This window comes from Mycobacterium sp. NBC_00419 (genome assembly GCF_036023875.1).
Taxonomy (GTDB): Bacteria; Actinomycetota; Actinomycetes; order Mycobacteriales; family Mycobacteriaceae; genus Mycobacterium.
Genome location: NZ_CP107931.1, coordinates 2,094,429 through 2,112,237, shown reverse-complemented (window position 1 = coordinate 2,112,237; position 17,809 = coordinate 2,094,429). Strand labels below are relative to the sequence as shown.

General features: G+C 67.1%; 16 protein-coding genes. 8 read left to right on the top strand and 8 right to left on the bottom strand.

Annotation, left to right across the window (positions count from 1 at the left end; genetic code table 11):
* Nucleotides 1-4: 4 nt before the first annotated feature.
* Genes OG976_RS09935 through OG976_RS09920 form a run of 4 tightly spaced genes read right to left on the bottom strand, consistent with a single transcriptional unit; the run spans nt 5 to nt 4,876 of the window.
* Nucleotides 5-1,123, bottom strand: coding sequence for an acyl-CoA dehydrogenase family protein (locus OG976_RS09935; protein WP_328361247.1), 1,119 nt, complete (start codon nt 1,121-1,123; stop codon nt 5-7).
* Between the two features lie 41 nt (nt 1,124-1,164).
* Nucleotides 1,165-2,283 carry an acyl-CoA dehydrogenase family protein gene (locus OG976_RS09930; protein WP_328361244.1) on the bottom strand — a complete coding sequence of 373 codons (1,119 nt, stop codon included), beginning with the start codon at nt 2,281-2,283 and terminating at the stop codon, nt 1,165-1,167.
* Complete coding sequence (locus tag OG976_RS09925; RefSeq protein ID WP_328361241.1) at nt 2,280-3,422, bottom strand: acyl-CoA dehydrogenase family protein; 1,143 nt, start codon at nt 3,420-3,422, stop codon at nt 2,280-2,282. The genes OG976_RS09930 and OG976_RS09925 overlap by 4 nt, the downstream gene beginning before the upstream one ends.
* Complete coding sequence (locus tag OG976_RS09920; protein WP_328361238.1) at nt 3,419-4,876, bottom strand: class I adenylate-forming enzyme family protein; 1,458 nt, start codon at nt 4,874-4,876, stop codon at nt 3,419-3,421. The genes OG976_RS09925 and OG976_RS09920 overlap by 4 nt, the downstream gene beginning before the upstream one ends.
* Before the next feature lie 183 nt (nt 4,877-5,059).
* On the opposite strand from OG976_RS09920, the gene OG976_RS09915 reads away from it, so the two are divergent.
* The 4 genes from OG976_RS09915 to OG976_RS09900 are packed head-to-tail and all read left to right on the top strand — an operon-like array spanning nt 5,060 to nt 9,351.
* Nucleotides 5,060-6,109, top strand: a complete 1,050-nt coding sequence (locus OG976_RS09915; RefSeq protein WP_328361235.1) for an acyl-CoA dehydrogenase family protein — start codon at nt 5,060-5,062, stop codon at nt 6,107-6,109.
* Nucleotides 6,110-6,146: 37 nt separating this feature from the next.
* Nucleotides 6,147-7,424 carry an FAS1-like dehydratase domain-containing protein gene (locus OG976_RS09910; RefSeq protein ID WP_328361232.1) on the top strand — a complete coding sequence of 426 codons (1,278 nt, stop codon included), beginning with the start codon at nt 6,147-6,149 and terminating at the stop codon, nt 7,422-7,424.
* On the top strand, nt 7,421-8,227 hold the full coding sequence (locus OG976_RS09905; RefSeq protein WP_328361229.1) for an enoyl-CoA hydratase/isomerase family protein: 807 nt from the start codon (nt 7,421-7,423) through the stop codon (nt 8,225-8,227). Before OG976_RS09910 ends, OG976_RS09905 begins: the two co-directional genes overlap by 4 nt.
* 14 nt (nt 8,228-8,241) lie before the next feature.
* The gene (locus OG976_RS09900; RefSeq protein WP_328361226.1) at nt 8,242-9,351 is read left to right on the top strand and encodes an acyl-CoA dehydrogenase family protein; all 1,110 of its coding nucleotides are present in this window, start codon (nt 8,242-8,244) and stop codon (nt 9,349-9,351) included.
* Here OG976_RS09900 and OG976_RS09895 read toward each other — a convergent pair.
* The gene (locus OG976_RS09895) at nt 9,348-9,986 is read right to left on the bottom strand and encodes a TetR/AcrR family transcriptional regulator (RefSeq protein ID WP_328361224.1); all 639 of its coding nucleotides are present in this window, start codon (nt 9,984-9,986) and stop codon (nt 9,348-9,350) included. The genes OG976_RS09900 and OG976_RS09895 overlap by 4 nt on opposite strands.
* Nucleotides 9,987-10,183: 197 nt before the next feature.
* Between OG976_RS09895 and OG976_RS09890 the strand changes: the two genes are divergently transcribed.
* Genes OG976_RS09890 through OG976_RS09875 form a run of 4 tightly spaced genes read left to right on the top strand, consistent with a single transcriptional unit; the run spans nt 10,184 to nt 14,210 of the window.
* Nucleotides 10,184-11,179: an NAD(P)H-dependent flavin oxidoreductase gene (locus OG976_RS09890; RefSeq protein WP_328361222.1), complete on the top strand. Its 996-nt coding sequence runs from the start codon at nt 10,184-10,186 to the stop codon at nt 11,177-11,179.
* Between the two features lie 18 nt (nt 11,180-11,197).
* Nucleotides 11,198-11,983 carry an enoyl-CoA hydratase/isomerase family protein gene (locus OG976_RS09885; protein WP_328361219.1) on the top strand — a complete coding sequence of 262 codons (786 nt, stop codon included), beginning with the start codon at nt 11,198-11,200 and terminating at the stop codon, nt 11,981-11,983.
* Nucleotides 11,968-13,467 carry a class I adenylate-forming enzyme family protein gene (locus tag OG976_RS09880; RefSeq protein WP_328361216.1) on the top strand — a complete coding sequence of 500 codons (1,500 nt, stop codon included), beginning with the start codon at nt 11,968-11,970 and terminating at the stop codon, nt 13,465-13,467. The genes OG976_RS09885 and OG976_RS09880 overlap by 16 nt, the downstream gene beginning before the upstream one ends.
* Entirely contained in the window at nt 13,443-14,210 is a 768-nt protein-coding gene (locus OG976_RS09875) for an SDR family NAD(P)-dependent oxidoreductase (RefSeq protein WP_328361213.1), read from the top strand. The genes OG976_RS09880 and OG976_RS09875 overlap by 25 nt, the downstream gene beginning before the upstream one ends.
* Nucleotides 14,211-14,212: 2 nt before the next feature.
* On the opposite strand, the gene OG976_RS09870 is transcribed toward OG976_RS09875, so the two are convergent.
* The 3 genes from OG976_RS09870 to OG976_RS09860 are packed head-to-tail and all read right to left on the bottom strand — an operon-like array spanning nt 14,213 to nt 17,796.
* Nucleotides 14,213-15,454 (bottom strand): cytochrome P450, encoded by a 1,242-nt coding sequence (locus tag OG976_RS09870; RefSeq protein ID WP_328361210.1) that lies wholly within the window; start codon nt 15,452-15,454, stop codon nt 14,213-14,215.
* Between the two features lie 15 nt (nt 15,455-15,469).
* Nucleotides 15,470-16,321, bottom strand: a complete 852-nt coding sequence (locus tag OG976_RS09865) for a mycofactocin-coupled SDR family oxidoreductase (RefSeq protein WP_328361207.1) — start codon at nt 16,319-16,321, stop codon at nt 15,470-15,472.
* Nucleotides 16,322-16,332: 11 nt separating this feature from the next.
* Nucleotides 16,333-17,796, bottom strand: coding sequence for an aldehyde dehydrogenase family protein (locus OG976_RS09860; protein ID WP_328361205.1), 1,464 nt, complete (start codon nt 17,794-17,796; stop codon nt 16,333-16,335).
* Nucleotides 17,797-17,809: the final 13 nt, after the last annotated feature.

Sequence of the window (17,809 nt, the reverse complement as noted above, 5' to 3'; positions counted from 1 at the left end):
TTCCTCAGATTCCGGTCAGTTCGGCCACCCGCGCACGGTGTGCAGCCGGTGTCCCGAAGAGCAGTTCGGAAGTCTTGGCCCGTTTCAGATGAAGGTGGGAGTCGTGCTCCCAGGTGAAGCCGATCCCGCCGTGAATCTGGATGTTCTCCTTGGCCGCATGCGAGTACGCGAGGCTGCAGTAAGAGGCCGCGGCCGCGGCGCAGACACCGAACTCGGCCTCGGCGGGATCGGCAGCCCGCGACACCGCGTACAGCACTGCCGCCCTGGCTGATTCGATATGCAGCAGGATGTCGGCGCACTTGTGCTTGATCGCCTGGAAGGAACCGATCGGCCGGTCGAACTGCACCCGCACCTTGGAGTAAGCCACCGCGTCGTCCAGACACGCTTGCGCACCACCGATCTGCTCGGCCGCCAGTACCACCACCGCGAGGTCGAGCGCCTGCTGCAGGAATCCGCTGGAATCCCCGGGCCGAGCGATGCGGCGGGCCTGCGCGTTGTCCAACTCGATGCGCCCGAGTCGACGGGTCGGATCGAGTGCGTCGAGCCGGCTCTGCCGGACAGCGTCGTCGGACGATTCCACCGCAAACAAGCCGAGTCCGTCGCTATCCCGTGCGATCACGAGTACCAGACCGGCGGAATCACCGTCGACCACGAACATCTTGGTCCCCGAGACCGACCACCCCTGAGCGTGTGCCGTCGCCGTCGTGCGGATCGCGCCCAGGTCCCACAACCCGGCTTCGTCGCACACTGCGACCGTGGCGGTCAGCGAGCCGTCGGCGATGCTGGGCAGCCAACGCTGGCACGCATCGTCGTCTCCGCTGGCGAGCAAGAACTGCGCGGCCAGACCGACGGTCGCGAAGAAGGGCGACGGTACCAACGCCCTGCCGAGTTCCTCGGCCACGATCGCCAGTTCGGACAGCGTGAAGCCGGACCCGCCGTACTCCTCGGGAATCGCCAGACCGTGCAGTCCCATCTGGTCGGCCATCTGCTGCCACAGCGCCGGATCGTGGCCCGCCTCGGTCTCCATATGGTTGCGCACCGCCGCACTGGTGGCTTTCGTCTCCAGCAGTCGGCGCACCGCGGTCCGCAGTTCCTCCTGCTCGACGCTCAATGTCAACGACACGTCATCCTCCAACTTCCTTCGGGCACGGTCACGATGCAGGGTCAGGCGCGGGGAAGACCGAGCACCTGCTCGGCGAGAATGTTCCGCATTACTTCCGTGGTGCCGGCGGCGATGGTGCTCGAGCGGCTGAAGAGCAGCGCCTCGGTCTCCTGCGGCGCCAGTCCGGCGGTGGCAGCCGCGCCCCGGAGGCTGAACATCAGGTCGGCGAAGCTCTGATCCACCTGACTCCAGGCGAGCTTCACCACTGACTGGGCCGGGCCGGGATTTCCGGAGCCCAGCTCGGCGACAGAGCGTTCGGCCAACAGCCCCAGCACCTCCGAGCGCAGGTAGAGGCGCAGCAGATCGTCGCGGCGGGACGGTGGCACGGTGGCCGCCTCACGCCGGGCAGCGTTGCGGACCAGGGCACGGGTACGCATGGCCAGCATCATGGCCGCAGCCCGTTCATGTGCCAGCGTGCTCATCGCCACCCGCCAGCCTTCGTCAACAGGTCCCACCAGTGCCGACTCCGGTAGTGCGGCATCGTCGAAGAAGATCTCGGCGAACTCGTTGTCCCCGTTGAGTTGTCGGATCCCAGTCACCGTGACGCCGGGCAGATCCAGGGGCACCAGGAGCAACGACAGGCCCCGGTGTGACCGACCGCCCGACTCGATGGCCGTGGTGCGGACCAAGACCAGGGTCTGGTCACCCTCCGTAGCGTTCGACGTCCACACCTTCTGGCCGTTGAGCACAAACCCATCGGCGGTGGCCTCTGCCCGGGTTCGCAGGCTGGCCAGATCGCTGCCGGCCTCGGGCTCGCTGAAGCTCTGGCAGAAGATGAGCGCACCGCTGCGGATACCGGGCAGGTACTGCTTGTGCTGGTCGGACCCGAAGTGCATGATCGCGGACGCCACCGTATTGACGCCGATGAAGCCGGCGATCTGAGGCGCTCCGGAACTGTTCATGGCCGTCTCGCACGCCACCTGCGTGGCAAGATCAAGCGCACGGCCGCCGTGCTGGGTGGGCCAGTTCAGCCCGACCCAGCCGCCGGTGTCGAGTCGTCGCTGCCATTCCCGGCGCGCCTCAAACCCCGTGCTGTCGGCAAAGTCCGCCTGGAACCGCGGCAACTCGACGTCGAAGAACTCGGTCAGCTCTGCGAGGACCGTCTGATCGGGTCCGCTCATCGGCGTGGCTCCCGGGGCAGACCGAGGACGCGCTCGGCGAGGATGTTGCGCTGGACTTCCGAGGTACCGCCGCCGATCCGCAGCCCGAACGATTCGAAGTACCGCTCGAACTCAGCCGAGTCAAGCAGGGCCGCGAATTTCCGCAAGGCATAGTTCAATTCGGTGGCAACCAGCTTCAGTGCGCTGCTGGCGGGTCCGGGCTCGCCGCCGTTCTCCTGCTCGGAGACGCTCTTGTACAGCAGCGCTCGAACCGCGAACACGTCGTCGGACAGTTCCTGCAACCGATGGAGTTGCACCGGGTCGCGGCCGCAGTTCCGCGAGATCTCCACCACGACCCGCTGCAGTCCGACGATCATCCCGGCGAAGGCCGTGCTGCGCTCGAACAGCAGGGTGGCCGTGGCGACGGCCCAGCCGTCCCCGACGTTGCCCAGCACACTTGTCAGCGGAATCCGGGCATCGTCGAAGAACACCTCGCAGAACTCGGTGCGGCCGGTGATCGTGGTGATAGGGCGAATCGTGATGCCCGGAATGCGCATGTCGGCGATGAGGTAGGTCAGCCCGCCGTAGCGATCCGAGGCGTCGGTGCGAACCAGAAGTTCACACAGGTCGGCCTGGTGAGCCCTGGTGTTCCAACACTTCTGGCCGGTGACCACCAGGTGTTCGCCGTTGATGACCCCACGCGTGGCGATCGATGCGAGGTCGGATCCGGCACCAGGCTCGGAGAAGCACTGCGCGAAGAGCAGATCACCGTTGAGAATTCCCGGCAACCATTGGCGACGCTGCTCGTCTGTCCCGTGGGAGATGATCGTGGGACCAGCGTGTGACACACCGACGAAGAATGGTTCCCCTCCTTGGCCGCCCGCACGTTGATGCTCCTCGTGGAAGATCAGCTGTCGCATCGGTGAGGCGCCCTGCCCGCCGTACTCCCGGGGCCACGCGATCCCGGCCAGGCCGGCGTCGGCCAAGCGGTGTTGCCATTGGCGCTGGGCAGCAAGGTATTCCGTGGAATCGTCATCACCGACTGCGGCAAGCGGAGGCAGTTGCGGTGCTGGGTTGTCGGCGAACCACTTCTGCAGTTGTCCGCGGAACTCGGCGTCGGTGAGCTTCGTGGAGTCGAAGGTCCGGGTGGTCATGGTCATGGGGTCTTCACAATCCGAGCGATCTCGTCACGATTGACCTTTCCGGTGTCATGGCGGGGAATCGCGTCGACGAACACCAGTCGCCGGGGAAGTTCGTAGGGGGCCAGCCGGGATCGCAGAGCCTGGCGGAGACTCTCGGCGTCGGCCCGTGCGCCCTTGTTGAGGACGACAGCGGCGACCGGCACTTCACCGAGTCGCTCGTCGGGCAGCCCGGCAACCGCGGAGTCGGCGACTTCGGGCAGATCGTTCAGTGCCGTTTCGACCTGGGCGGGATAGACATTGAATCCACCGCACACGACCATGTCGCGAACCCGTCCGACCACGAAGAGGAATCCGTCGTCGTCGAGCCTGCCGAGATCGCCGGTGTGCAGCCATTCATCCGAGCCGGCGGGCCGGCCGTCGTCGCCGAGGTAGCCGGTCATCGCCGAGGCGGCACGTGCCAGTATCTCGCCCACCCCACCGGTGGCCACGGCGCTGCCCTCCGGGTCGACGATGACGACCTCGACCCCGGGTGCCACCCGGCCGACCGTACCTTCGGGGCGCTTACCTGCGGCCACGTCGCCGGGGCGTTCGAAGGCGATCGCCCCCGCGAACTCGGTCTGGCCGTAGTTCCGCAGAACCGGCACATCATATTTGGCTTCGAAGGCCAGGCGGGTGGCCTCGGGAATCGCCGCGGTTCCCACGATGACGCTGTCGACGCCGGGCAGGGAGCCGTCCTGCTCAGTTTGGGCCAGCTCCCACACCATCGCAGGGGTAAGGCCCAGCACGCCGAGCCGCCAGCGTTGGGCGATATCGAAAACCCTTTGTGCGGTGAACTTTTCGACCAGCAGGGCCGGCTTTCCCAACCACCATGCGGTCAGCACACCCAGGAAGCCGCCCATATGTGCGATCGGCACCAGCACGATCCGCGGGTCGCGAGCCGGTTCGGCAGGCGGGCGGCCGCCGTCGGGGAGCCCGTTGCCGGCGGCGATTCCGGCGACGCTGCCGCGCAGCGCCGAGAACGTCAACGACGCCCCCTTCGGTGTGCCTGTGGTCCCGGAGGTGAACATCACCAGCGCTTCGCCGGTGGGCGCGGTTTCCTGACGCCCGGTTGAACGGATCTCGACGTCCAGACTGTCACCGGCGGCTGGAACCAGGTAGGCCGATGCCGCGGTCACCTCGGCGCGGCGCCGTACCTCCGCCTCGGGCACCATCGGGCTGGCAGCCACTATCGAGCAGCCCGCCAGCCAGACGGCCTGGGCGGCGACAACGGAGGCGGCGTTGTTCGCCAGCACAACGACCACTCGCGTTCGGTGGGGCAGCTTCTCGGCAAGGGCCTCGGCGGCCGTGGCCAACTGCTCGAAGGTGTACTCCGCACCGTCAACGATCAGTCCCGTGGCCGAGGGGGCCGAGATCCGGGAGCGGGTAAGGAGGTCCTGCATACCGGTCCGCCCTGACATCGGGGCAGCGTTCATGGTCGTCCTCCTTGTCGATCGCAGGCTGCTGGCATTGACGACCGTACGAGCCGGCCAGCGGATTGGAACCGGCCGAGAGCGAAAGTGGAGTTTTCGCCGGACGAATGGGCGAGAATGCCATTTGCCTGCAAAAGGCCTGACAGCTGTTGCGTCAGGTTCGTCTGACCGAGTTCTCTGGTAGTCGTGAACTTCGCTCTCGACGACGACGTGGTCCCCCTCGTCGATTCCATCGCGGACTTCTTCGAACGGCGCGGTGATGCGGAAGCGATTGCCGGGGCAGCGGGCCGCTCGCAGGCGTTCGACCGGCGGCGCTGGACGGCCCTGTGTGGATTGGGGCTTCCGGTTCTGCGGTTGCCCGAGCCGGACGGTATCGGCGCCGGACTGCTGGAGGCGACGGCCGTCGCGGAGACGTTCGGTGCGGTTCTGTTGCCCGAGCCGGCCACCGCAACGATCGTGCTGGCCGCTGCCTGGAGTGCGCACCAGGATGGGGCGGCATTTGTGCGCGAACTGGCGGCAGGTTCTCGAGTCACGGTGCTCACTGGGTTCGACACGGCGGTGTTGTCCGCCGCCGGCGAGGTCAGCGGACGCATCACCATTCCCGACGGCACCCCGATCGACGCCGTGGCCGTCCCGGCCCGGGACGACTACACCGGCGAGGCCGCCATCGTCGTCCTCGACATCGCTACGTTGCCGCAACCGTTGAGCCGCAACGAAATAGACCCCACCCGTCCCAGCGCAGCCGTCGTACTCGAGCGTGTCGAGCCGCGCGATGTGCTGCGCCTGACTGACAGCGACTGTGAACGAGTCCGGTGTGAATTCACCCTGCTCACGCTTGCCGAACTTGTGGGCGGTATGCAGAAGGTCCTCACCCAGACCGTCGAGTACGTCAAGGCCCGTGAGCAGTTCGGTCGTCCCATCGGTAGTTTCCAGGCAGTCAAGCACCGGCTCGCGGACTTCTATGCCGTCACCGAACAGGCCAGAGCTGCCGTACAGTTCGCGGCCCTCGAGTGCGTGCAGGAATCTGGGGCCGCGTCGGCTTCGGTCGCCTCCGTAGCCCGATGGTTGCCACGCTCGGCGATCGGCGTCCTCGAGGACGCCATCCACCTGCACGGCGGCATGGGCTACTCCTGGGAGTTGGACGTCCATCTCCACCTACGTCGAGCGCTATCAGTCCGATCAGCGTTGCAGGACTCGGGAACGGCAGTATTGCCGAACTTCTCGGCCGCCTTGTGAGAACACCCCTAAACCGATCCTCAAGAAGGAGGGCACTATGACCCAGACCGCCGACACCACTTCCGACAAGTTCAAGGAAGCAACGGCCGCCGAGATCGACGACGCCGATCTGGCAAAAGACCGCGCAGCCCTGGGTGTTTGGTCGGCCGCTCGTGGACAGGAGCTCGTCTCCACCGCCACTCCGGAGACCATCCGCAACTTCGCCTACGGCTACGGTGACGACAACCCGCTCTACACCGATCCGGCGTACGGCCAGGCCACCCGGTGGGGTGGCCAAGTCGCACCCCAGATCATGGCCGCCGTGCTCAACGCGCCATTGCGGGGCGACAAGCTGCCCAAGGAACTTCGTGGCGGAAGCTACCGCGGAATCCACGCCTTCGTCTCCGGCGGCACCTGGGAGTGGTACCGGCCGGTATACCCCGGCGACACGCTGTACAGCTTCACCGGACTGGAGTCGGTCGAGGAGAAGGCCTCCGAGTTCGCCGGCCGTTCGGTCATCCGGGTGTTGCGGGACGTCAAGATCAATCAGCGTGGCGAGGTCGTCGGCGTCTACCGGACACTGGTGATCTACACCGAACGCAAGAAGGCGCGTGAGCGCGGCAAGTACAGCACCATCGAGGACCCGGCATACACCAAGGCCGACATCGAGGAACTCGACAAGATCTACGCCGCCGAGAAGCTGCGTGGCTCCGAACCTCGGTACTGGGAGGACGTCGTCGTCGGTGCGGACATGGGCACGATGGCCAAGGGCCCGCTCACCACCACCGACATCATCGTGTTCCACGCCGGCGGCTACGGGTTCGTTCCCTACGGCCTCAAGAGCGGACGGCTGGCCTACCAGAACCGCCAGCGCATCCCGGCCTTCTACATCGACAACGCCTTCGGCGTCCCGGATGTGGCCCAGCGGGTGCACTGGGATTCGGAGTGGGCCAAGGCGATCGGTAACCCACGTGCCTATGACTACGGTGTGCTGCGGGAGTGCTGGATTCACCACTTCCTGACCGACTGGATGGGTGACGGAGCGTTCGTGGTGCGCCAGCACGACGAGATCCGAAAGTTCAACTACGAGGGCGACATTCAGTACCTCACCGGCAAGGTGGACGGCAAGCGGCAGGAGGACGGCCTGCATCTTGTCGACGTCGCGGTCGAGGTGCGTAACCAGCGGGGTGAGACCACCGCACAGGCCGACGCCACCATCAGCCTGCCCAGTCGCGAGCACGGCGCGGCGATGCTGCCCGATGTGCCCAAGGAGCTGCAGCGTGACGCGTTGCGCATGTTCGAGCGCCACGGCGAGTTGCTGGCGGCCGGCAAGTGACCGAGCCCGGGGCCGACGCCGGGGTCACCGCTGCGGTGACCGGTTCGGTGCTGACGCTGACGCTGGACCGCCCCGACAAGGGAAACGCGTTGCGGCACCAGGATTGTGTCGCCTTGATCGACCAGATCGAGGCCGTCGACGGCGGTGGTGGCATCCGGGCGATCCTGATCCGGGCGCACGGCCGGAACTTCTGTCTCGGCGCGGATCTGGTGTCGGCAAACGCCACCGACGGCAAGCCGCGCACCGGCCACCTGAGCCGTGCGTTGGCCGCCGGTGCCCACCGGCTGGTCTCGGCGGTGTGGAACTGTCCCGTCCCCACCGTGAGCGTGGTGCACGGTAAGGCACTGGGCTTGGGCCTGCATCTGGCGGTGGCCGCCGACTTCACCCTGGCCGCCGACGACGCGAGTTTCGCCGAGCCGTTCTGCAAGCGCGGGTTTTCGGTCGACAGCGGCGGTTCCTTCCTGCTGCCCACACTGATCGGGATCCGTCGGGCCCGCCAGATGCTGCTGCGCGGGCGCCCGGTAGCCGCGCCGACCGCTGCCGAGTGGGGGCTGATCGACGAGGTGGTCGCGCCTGACGGCCTCGATGCCGCAGGCGTCGACCTGGCCGCCGAACTCGCTGCCGGGCCCACCTTCTCCCTGGGACACACCAAGGCGCTGATCAACGACCCGATCACCGGTGGCCTGGATGCCGCCTTGGTGCAAGAGGCCAAGTCGGTGGAGGCCACCCTCCGCAGTACCGACTTCAAGGAAGGCTTGCGCGCGTTCGCCGAGCGTCGCGAACCGGCCTTCACCGGAAACTGAGGACACCGATAACCATGACTTTCGTCCTCAGCGAGGAACAGCGGGAGCTGTTGGCTGCCGTCAATGGATTCCTGGAGAAGCACTCCGCCGAGGAGGCGGTGCGCACGCTGATGGAACAGGGCGGCGCGGCCGACCCGGCGGTCTGGTCGCAGCTGGCCGGTCAGCTCGGCGTGGCCGGATTGGTGATTGCCGAAGCCTACGGCGGAGGCGGTTTCGGGTTCGGGGACGTGGCGCTGGTGGCCGAAGCGGCCGGGGCAGCGCTGCTGGTGGCGCCACTCCTGGCGACGGTCAGCGCTGCGGCAGCGCTGACCCTGTCCGCCGACGAGAAGCTCAAGGCCGACTATCTGCCCGGGTTGGCCTCCGGTGAGCAGATCGGCACGCTCGCCGTGGCAGAGCAGTCCGGGTCGTGGGACCTCGCCGACACCCAGACCACCGCCACCCCGGGTGCTGACGGTGACATCGTGCTGGCCGGGGTCAAGATGTACGTCGTCGACGGACAACACGCCGATGTTCTCATCGTTTCGGCACGTTCCTCGCAGGGCGTCGTCGACTTCTACGCGGTGGACGCGACATGCCCCGAGGTGTCCGTCACCGCATTGAGCCCGCTCGACCTCACCCGGGCGCAGGCCCGCGTCGAATTCGCCGACGCCCCCGCACGACCGCTCGGCGTAGCAGGCCCCCGTGCCGAACGGGTATTGGCTACCGCCGCGGTGCTGTGGTCGGCCGACGCGGTCGGCGGCGCCCAACGGTGCCTGGATATGGCTGTGGAATACGCCAAGATCCGGGTCCAGTTCGGCAAGCCGATCGGCAGCTTCCAGGCGATCAAGCACATGTGTGCCGACATGCTGCTGGAGGTGGAGTCGGCGCGCTCGGCCGCGTACTGGGCCGCAGCGGCACTCGACGACGACGATGCCGACCCGTTGGCTGCGGCGGCACTGGCGAAGGCCTACTGCGGCAACGCGTATGCGAAGGTGGCCTCGGACAACATCCAGGTCCACGGTGGCATCGGGTTCACCTGGGAACACCCGGCCCAGCTGTACTTCAAGCGCGCGAAGTCCTCGGAGATCCTGTTCGGTGAGCCGGCCTGGCAGCGGGAGCGGATGGCAGCGCAGGTCGGCCTCTAGCGCAGGCCGATCGCCCGCTGGATGAACGGCATCACGACGTGCTCGAGTTGCTCCCGCGGCGTCACGCCGCCCAGGGTTGCCTGGTCGGCGGTGACCCCAGCCACCAGATAGAACACCGCGACGGCATCCGCCTCGGGATCCTCCGAGGTGAACTCACCGTTGGCGATACCCTCCCGGATGGCCTCGACGAGGGGCGCCATCATCTCGGCGACACAGCGGTCGAAGGCGTCGGGGTACTCCGGCAGCATCTCCCGCCAGTGCGAGGCGAACAGCGACGACGGCTTGACGAGGTCTTCCCGGTAGGCCATGTCCATGGTCGCGGCGACATATGCCCGGACCTTGTCCGAGGGCGTCGCCGCCGCCGCAGTCACCCGCCGCAGATTGACCGCAGCACCGCCGAGCTCGTACTCCAGCAGCGCCAGCAGCAGGTCGCTCTTCTTGTCGAAATGCCGATAGAAACTGCGTGTCGACAGGCCGGCCTGGCGCAGTACGCTCTCGACCTTGAATCCCCACCAGCCATTGCGCTGCAGGACGTCCATCGCGGCGCGTAGCAACCGGCTGCGTTCGTTGTCAGTTCTCTCTGCCGCAGTCGTCGTCGATTCCGGCTGCGGTCGGGAACTGTTCGCGGGGTCCATCGTTCTCCCTCCATAGGACACCAGCCAACCACGGTAGTCCCGCGCCACGGTGCCAGATGACCAATCGGCTCGTCTGCGGGGAACGGGTGAAGTCGCGTTTTCAGCAACGGTGCTATCTGAGCGCTCAGGGCCGCCGATAACGTAGCCGAGGAGGCCGCGAATTCGCGTCCGGTGGAACGATTCTGGGAGCTGATCTGGTGGCACTCGACGACACCGTCCGCAGAAAGCTGACCCTTCCCGCCATCTGCGCCCCGATGTTTCTGGTGTCCGGTCCGGAACTGGTGACCGCGGCCTGCACGGCAGGTCTGATCGGTGCACTACCCCGCCAGAACGCGCGCACCATCGAACAGTTCGAGGAATGGCTGCGCGAGATCCGTTCGGCGCTGGACGCCCACGCCGACGCCAATCCGGGTGCGCGGATCGGGCCGTTGGCGGTGAACCTGGCCACCCGCTTCGACGATGACGACCTTGCCGCACACCTGGCTCTGTGTGAGCGCTACGGCGCCGAGATCATCATCTCGGCACAAGGTAATCCCGCTGCGCTCGCCCGCCGGGTGCACGACTGGGGTGGCGTGATCTACCACGATGTCACCACTGTGAGGTTCGCCGAGAAGGCGATCGAGGCCGGTGTCGACGGACTGAACTGCATCGGTGCCGGAGGAGGCGGGCATTCCGGCACGATCAGTCATCTGGTGTTGATTCCGAAGATTCGCAGCATCTTCGATGGCGTGATCGTGATGGCAGGTGCCGTCAGCACCGGTGCGGCGATCCGTGCCGCCGAAATCCTCGGCGCCGATTTGTCCTATCTGGGAACACGTTTCATCGCCACCCAGGAATCCCGTGCGGCCGACGAGTACAAGGCCATGCTGCTGCGGGGATCCTCCGCAGAGCTGATGTACACCCCGGACATCGCCGGTGTCGCCGCCAACTGGATGGTGGAGTCCATGGTGGCGGTCGGGCTCGACCCCGCCGACCTGCCGAAGCCGGAGGTGGGCAAGCTCAGCCACGCGCACCTGCCCAGTGGAGTGAAGCCGTGGAAGAACCTGTGGTCGGCGGGGCAGGGCATCGACCTCATCGAGGACATCCCCTCGGTCGGCGAACTCGTCACCCGGTTGCGTCGAGAGTATGTGGCGGCCTGCGAAATCCCGGATATGGCCGACGCCGCCCGGCTGGTTGACCAGGCGCTGGCGTAGGTCACCATGGAGGTTTCGATGGCAGACGAAGCACTGTTCGAGGTTGCCGATCACATCGCGCAGATCACCCTGAACCGCCCCGCCCACGGTAACTCGCTGACCCCAGCGCTCATGGGGTGGTTCCGCCAGACCTGGCGGCGCATCGAGGAGGATCCCGATATCCGGTGCGTGGTGATCACCGCCGCCGGCGAGCGCCACTTCTGCACGGGGGCTGACCTTTCCGGCGTCAACGAGCGCGGCTCGGTGGGGGTGGGCCTAGGCCGGGCCGACCAGGAACTGATGCTGACCTCCCGCCAGAACCGGGTCTGGAAACCCACAGTCTGCGCGGTCAACGGCACGGTCACCGGGGCCGGCCTGCACTTCGTGGTGGACTCCGACATCGTCGTCGCCTCCACCAAGGCGGTGTTTCTCGACAGCCATGTCAATGTCGGCATGGTCGGCGGGGTGGAGAACATTGGTCTGGCCAAGCGGCTCCCGTTGGGCACTGCGCTGCGAATGACATTGCAGGGACGCAATTTCCGGCTGTCGGCTGAGCGGGCGTACGCCTTGGGTCTGGTGGACGAGCTGACCGAACCAGGAGACCTGCTGACCACCGCGCGGCAGATCGCCGCCGATATCGCCGCGAACTCGCCGCACGCCGTCTCACTGTCACAGCAGGCGATCTGGAGTTCACTGGAGATGCCGTACACCCAGGCCATCGAATACGGCTACGGACTGGTGAAGACACACTGGCAGCATCCCGACTTCCAGGAGGGTGTCCGCGCCTTCGCCGAGAAGCGCCCACCCGAGTGGTGCGGCAGCTGACCGCCGTGGTCCCCGACATCCTGGGCCTCCTCGATGGCGAACACGGGGCCGATATCGCGCTGGAGGATGCCGCCCACCGGGTGACCTACGCACAGCTGGGGCCCTCCGCGCGGGCCATCGCCGTTGCGCTCGCGCGCCGCGGTGTGCGCCGCGGCGACCGGGTGGCTGTGGTCGCCACCAACAGCACCGCCTCCGTTGAGTTGTATCTGGGATGCGCGCTGCTCGGCGCAGTCTGGGTAGGTATCAATCCTGTTGCGCCGCAGGCTGAACAGCACCGCCAGCTGGATCTTGTCACGCCACGGCTGGTGCTGCGATCCGCCGAGCTCGCCGGGGTGCTCGAGGACCGCTCGGAACCGTTCGACGGCGCGGTGCCTGACCGGTCGGCTCCGGTCGCGATCGCCTTCTCGAGCGGGACGACCGGCACTCCGAAGGCGCACGTGCACAGCCGCGCCGGGGTCTCGCTGGCCGCCGCGGCGCTGGCCGGTGCGAACCTCGAACGGGGCGACCGGGTCGGGGTGATCCTGCCGATGAGTATCCACAACGTGATGGTCGTCGGGGCGATGGCGACGTTGTTCGCCGGTGCCACCTGCGTGGCCGTCGAGCGGATGAATGCCGGGGCAGTTGCGGCGGCCTGCCGGGATCGGCGGCTCACCATGCTCAGCGCCCTGGTGCCGGCCACCATCTACGACCTGGTGCACGATGACGCGATCGCCGCGGACGCGTTGTCCTCGCTGCGGTTGGCCGGCAGTGGCGCGGCCGGGTTGGCCGAGGAATTGCGCGCAGCGTTCGAGCGCAAGTTCGGGGTGCCGGTGGTGGGTAGCTACGGGATGACCGAGGCGCCGGGCGCGGTGTGCCTGGAGGATCCGGCCCTGCCGCATGCGCCAGGTGCCTGCGGCCGCCCCCTGCCGCATGTCAGCGTGGTTGCGTGTGCCGCGGACGGCCGGGTGCTACCGCCGGGGTGCGACGGCGAACTGGTGGTGCGTGCCGCCGACTCGGGACGGTGGGCACGGCTCTACCGCCCCTCCCTCGGAGTGTGGACCGCCGACGGCCCGGTGCTTCGCGACGACGAGAGCTTCTTGGCGACTGGTGATTTCGGCTCCGTCGATGACGACGGCACGGTGCAGGTCAGTGGGCGCCGGAGTGACGTGATCGTCCGCGGCGGGGTGAACATCAATGCCGCCGAAGTGGAGAGCATCCTCGGTCAGATCCCGCAGGTGCGCGACATCGCCGTCGTCGGCCGGACCGATGCCCGGTTGGGACAACGCATCGTCGCATTCGTCGAACCGGCCCAGGATGTGACGCTGGACGCGGACTTCCTGCGCGGCCGTGCCCGCGAGATGGTGTCGCACGGCAAGGTGCCGGACGACTTCGTCATCGGTCCGCTGCCTCGAAACGCCATGGGCAAGGTGGTCAAGGGAACGCTGACAGCCGGTGCCGAGACCTCTGGGAAGGACACGAAATGGGACAGCTCGACGGTGCAGTAGCGGTCATCACCGGTGCGGGAACGGGATTGGGTGCCGCGACGGCCGCCTTGTTCGCAGCCGAGGGCGCGGCGGTCACCGTGGTGGGCCGTCGTGCCGACAAGCTCGAACACGTGGCGCGCTCCATCGAGTCCGCGGGTGGACGTGCCCTGGTGGTGGCCGGCGACGTGGCCCGACCCGACACGGCCGACCGTGCCGCGGCGGAATCGATCCGGGAGTTCGGCGGTATCGACATCCTGGTGAACAATGCCGGGATTCACGCCACCCCATACCCTCTGCACGAGACGCCGCTCGACGAGTGGCAGGCCTTCCTCGACATCGACCTCACCGGACCGTTCCTGTTCAGCAAGGCGGTGCTGCCATCCATGATGGAGCGTGGCGGTGGTGCGGTCCTCAACATCGGATCGATGGTGGCGCTGGTCGGTTTCAAGGGCAGCAGCGCCTACGCCGCGGCCAAGGGTGGCCTGGTGTCGCTGACGCGCACCACTGCTGTCGACTACGCGCAGTATGGGATTCGGGCCAACTGCGTGTGCCCCGGCGGCATGGCGCCGGTGGAGTACGGCAACCTCACCGACGAGCAGCTCGCCCTGCTACACCAGGCTGTCGCCCTGGCGGGTGGCCCCCTGATCAACCGGGTGGCTCACGTCGACGAGGTCGCCCAGCTCCTGCTCACCCTGGCCGGACCCAACGGCAGATCACTGACCGGTGCGGTGATCCCGTTCGACGGCGGGTTCACCGCGAAATAGCCTCAGCCCGGCAGCGACTCGTCAGTGACCCGGGTGCCCGGGGTGAAGGTGGCCGGTGCATTCACCCAACCGTTGATGATGCCGATGGTGGGATACTGCGTGGCCCTGTTGTGGTCGACCTTGTAGTCAGGCATGCGCTCGAGCACCTGACTGACCATGGTGATGAGCTCGAGGCGGGCGATGTGCGAGCCGAGGCAGCGGTGTATGCCGATGCCGAACGTGGTGTGCCGGTTGGGGAACCGGTCCAGGATGACGTCGTCGGGACGGTCGAAGACGGTCTCGTCACGGTTCGCCGAGGCCCAGCTCAGCAGCACCCGCTCGCCGGGTGCGATGTCGGCGCCCCCGATCGACACCGGCTTGGTGACGGTGCGGGCAAGACCCTGCTGCGGCGTGAAATACCGCAGGAATTCCTCACACGCCTGCGGAATCAGGTCCGGATCGTCGATGAGTCGCTGGCGTTGCTCGGGGTGGTCGGCCAGATAGATCAGGGCGCTGGCGGTCACCGCGGTCGTGGTGTCGAAGCCACCCGCCATGATCAGATTCACGATCGAGAACACCATCTCGTCCGACAACGGCTCGCCGTCGACATCGGCGGACAGCAGGGCGCCCAACATGTCGTCGCGCGGCTCGCCCTTGCGCCGTTCGTCGATGTAGTGCCAGACGCCGCCCATCATTTCCAGATAGCGGCGCAGAATGTCCTCCTGCTCGGCAGGCGGCGTGTAGATGATCTCGTGCATCACGTCGGCGTACTCCCGCCAGTTCTCGATCGGCAGACCGACGAACTCGCAGGTGAACAACGACGGGACAGGGTTGGCGAGGTCGCCGATGAGGTCGAACGAACCCGTTTCGATGACCTGGTCCAGGCAGACGTCCACCCAGCGGCGGACACGCGGCTCCCACGCCTTGCTCACCCCAGGGGAGAACAGCGGGTTGAGAACCTTGCGGTAGCCGGTGTACTCGGGCGGGTCCATCTCGATCGGATACTGCGGCAGCGGCGCCGGCGGGATGATGACCCCGAGCGGTTTGACACCGTCCACCTCATGCCCGGACGCGAAGGTGGCGTCGTCCTTGGCTGCGGCGACGACATCCTCGTAACGGGTGACGACCCAGTAGCCGCCGTGCGCCGAGGTATGTGCCACCGGGCACTTCGTCCGCAGCTCGGCATAGATCTCGGGATACGCCTGTGCGTATTGCTCTGAGTGGTGGTCGAATTCGATATCAGTACGGCGATCGAGCGTCGTCATGGCTGGCTCTTTCCGTTAGGGCTTGTTGACATTGCCGGCATCGACCGGCAACTGGACGCCGGTGATGTAGCGGGCGTCGTCGGACAGCAGGAACAGGACCGTCTTGGAGATCTCTTCCGGGGCGAGGACCGGCACCGGTGAATAGGGTTGGTCGGCAGGTGAATCCAGGTCCGGCAGGGCGTTGGCCGCACCGGAGAGAAACATCGGGTAGGTCTCGGCCGATGCGAAGGCGTTGGGGTCGGTGGCCATGGCGGTCAGCACCCCGGTGGGGTGGATGGTGTTCACCCGGATGCGGTGTGGTGCGAGCTCGTTCGCGAAGGCCTTCATCAAGCCGACCACGCCGTGCTTACTGGCCACGTAGTGCGCGTACGGCACCTGACCGCGGATACCGGCTGCCGACGACGTGATGATGATCGAACCGCCGCCTGCGTCGATCAGGTGCGGCGCGGTCGCCTGGATGGTGTTCCACACGCCCTTGAGGTTGGTGTCGACGATGAGGTCGAACAGTTCCTCGCCGATACTCAGTGAGCCGTCCGGGTGGAAGGTGTTGACGCCGGCGTTCGCCAGCACGGCATCGATGCGACCGAACTCCCCAACAGCCTGAGCCGCAGCATCTTTCATGGCCGCGGTGTCTCGGACGTCGGCCACGACGGACAGGCAGCGCCGACCGGTGTCCTCGACCAGTTTGCGGGTTCCGTCCAGGTCGGCTTCGCTGGCATAGGGATAGTTGATCTTGTCGCTGACTTGCCGGCACACGTCCAATGCGATGATGTCAGCACCTTCTTTGGCGAGGTATACCGCATGTGCGCGGCCCTGCCCGGCTCCGGCGCCGGTGATGAAGACGACCTTGTCCTGAATCCTGCCCATTGCAAGTTTTCCTATCCGAGTCCGATGTAGACGTTCTTGGTGCGCTGGAATTCGCGTAGCCCCCAGATGCCACCCTCGCGGCCGAAACCGCTCTGCCGGGTGCCACCGAACGGCGCGCCCGGCGGGACGACGGGAAATCCGTTGACCGCTACGCCGCCGGCGTCCAGGGCGGCCGAAAGCACATGCGCCCGGCGAAGATCGCGGGTGTGCACGTAGGCCGCCAGGCCGTAGTGCGTGTTGTTGGCGAGTTCCAACGCTTCGTCGTCGGTGCCGAACCGCAGCACGCTGAGCACCGGGCCGAAGATCTCCTTCTGGGCCAGATCGCTGGCCGGGTCGACATCGCCGAACACCGTCGGCTGGTAGTAGTAGCCGCCGCCCAGCCCGTTGGGCGCGGCGCCGCCGGTGAGCAGCGTGCCGGACTTGTCGGTGACGGCACGGTCCACGGCGCCACCGACCCGGCCGAACTGGGCAGCGGTCGCCAGCGGCCCCATCATGGTGGTCGGCTCCCAGGGATCCCCGACGCTGAGCGACTGAGCGCCGGCCACCACCCGCGCCACCACCTCGTCGTAGACATCGTTGTGCACCAACAGCCGTGTCGGCAGCATGCAGCCCTGGCCGGACAGCATCATCAGGCTTCCGGTCACCGCCATCATCGCGGCGTTGTCGAGATTGGCGTCCGGGAACACGATGTTGGCGGACTTGCCGCCGAGCTCCAGGATCACCGGCGTCAGCGCCTGGGCCGCCGCGGTCAGCACCTTGCGTGCGGTCTCGCCGCCACCGGTGAAGGTGATCTTGTCGATGTCCGGGTGCGAACACAGCGCGGAGCCCGCCTCGCCGGTGCCGGCGATGACATTGAGCACTCCTGGCGGAAGCCCTGCAGCCGCGGCGATTTCGGCGAAACGCAGCGCGGTGAACGGTGCGTTCTCCGGCGGCTTGAGCACGACGCAGTTACCGGCGGCCAACGCCGGTGCGATCTTCATCCCGATCGAGACGAGCGGACCGTTCCACGGGATGATCGCGCCGATCACGCCGAGTGGCTCGTCGCGGACGTAGTCCAGCGCGTCTCCGGCCGGGACCGGAATGACCTCGCCGCCTGACTTGCCGATCCACCCGGCGTAGTAGGTGAACCAGTCCGCGGCGAGGACCGCACCCACCCCGGCCATCATGTTGGGCATCCCGATCTCGTGGGTGGCGATGGCCGCCAGCCGGGTCTGGTCGGCCGTCAGCTGGCGTGCGATCTCGAGAAGGATGTCGCGGCGGCGGTTGAGGTCGAGGTCGCGCCAGGCGGGGAAGGCGGCTCGTGCCGCGGCGACCGCGGCGTCGACTTCGGCGGGACCGGCCAGCGGAACGGCGGCCTGCACCTCTCCGGTCGGCGGGTAGTGGTGCTCGTACTCGCCGCCGCTGGCTGAGGTCGGCTCCTCCGAACCGATGATGAGCCGCGGGGATGGCAGGTGTTCTGGCAGGGTGATCGTCACGTTTCCCGTCCGT

Bases quoted from the DNA above. Each gene is read 5' to 3' on its own strand.
- OG976_RS09930 (WP_328361244.1), bottom strand. From the start codon at position 2,283: ATGAGCGGACCCGATCAGACGGTCCTCGCAGAGCTGACCGAGTTCTTC.
- OG976_RS09925 (WP_328361241.1), bottom strand. From the start codon at position 3,422: ATGACCATGACCACCCGGACCTTCGACTCCACGAAGCTCACCGACGCC.
- OG976_RS09920 (WP_328361238.1), bottom strand. From the start codon at position 4,876: ATGAACGCTGCCCCGATGTCAGGGCGGACCGGTATGCAGGACCTCCTT.
- OG976_RS09910 (WP_328361232.1), top strand. From the start codon at position 6,147: ATGACCCAGACCGCCGACACCACTTCCGACAAGTTCAAGGAAGCAACG.
- OG976_RS09900 (WP_328361226.1), top strand. From the start codon at position 8,242: ATGACTTTCGTCCTCAGCGAGGAACAGCGGGAGCTGTTGGCTGCCGTC.
- OG976_RS09895 (WP_328361224.1), bottom strand. From the start codon at position 9,986: ATGGACCCCGCGAACAGTTCCCGACCGCAGCCGGAATCGACGACGACT.
- OG976_RS09885 (WP_328361219.1), top strand. From the start codon at position 11,198: ATGGCAGACGAAGCACTGTTCGAGGTTGCCGATCACATCGCGCAGATC.
- OG976_RS09875 (WP_328361213.1), top strand. From the start codon at position 13,443: ATGGGACAGCTCGACGGTGCAGTAGCGGTCATCACCGGTGCGGGAACG.
- OG976_RS09870 (WP_328361210.1), bottom strand. From the start codon at position 15,454: ATGACGACGCTCGATCGCCGTACTGATATCGAATTCGACCACCACTCA.
- OG976_RS09865 (WP_328361207.1), bottom strand. From the start codon at position 16,321: ATGGGCAGGATTCAGGACAAGGTCGTCTTCATCACCGGCGCCGGAGCC.